Here is a 419-nt window from a genome sequence, read left to right on the forward strand (position 1 = left end):
GGGTGCGACCTCTATTTGATACTATTAGAGGGCAACGGAAAAGCCGTATTGATTCAGTTTGTTCCAGAATTGATCCCAACGCGTTGAGGTCAAGACCAATGCTCTCAAACTCAGAATCGCGGCGGCTCCTTTCTCCTTCCAACGCATCCCAGAACCACATAAGCGTTGCTTGATCACTGTCTTGCAGGCAGCTTCCGTCACCCCAGACCCAATCGGATAGTGTCTGCTGCGATAAAGGGCATAGTCCATCTGATGGTGATGATTTTGGAAATAAGTCACTGCCGCTGCCAAGTTCTCCTGAATCGACTTCGGGTGTTCTAAGGATTGAGATAACTCCAGCATCTGTTGATAGAGGTGAGTGGCTGCCCCTGGGTCATGTTTGAGATGATGACAACTCTCCTGAAGCCAGTGCCGTTGCT

The 419-nt window shown here is 49.6% G+C and carries 1 pseudogene; it reads right to left on the reverse strand.

The features are described 5' to 3' along the window. Positions 1 to 24: 24 nt before the first annotated feature. Positions 25 to 419, reverse strand: a pseudogene (locus A8707_RS29410) (ISKra4 family transposase); the annotation flags it as partial.

The sequence above is a fragment of the Phormidesmis priestleyi BC1401 genome, from assembly GCF_001650195.1.
Classification (GTDB): Bacteria; Cyanobacteriota; Cyanobacteriia; order Leptolyngbyales; family Leptolyngbyaceae; genus Phormidesmis_A; species Phormidesmis_A priestleyi_B.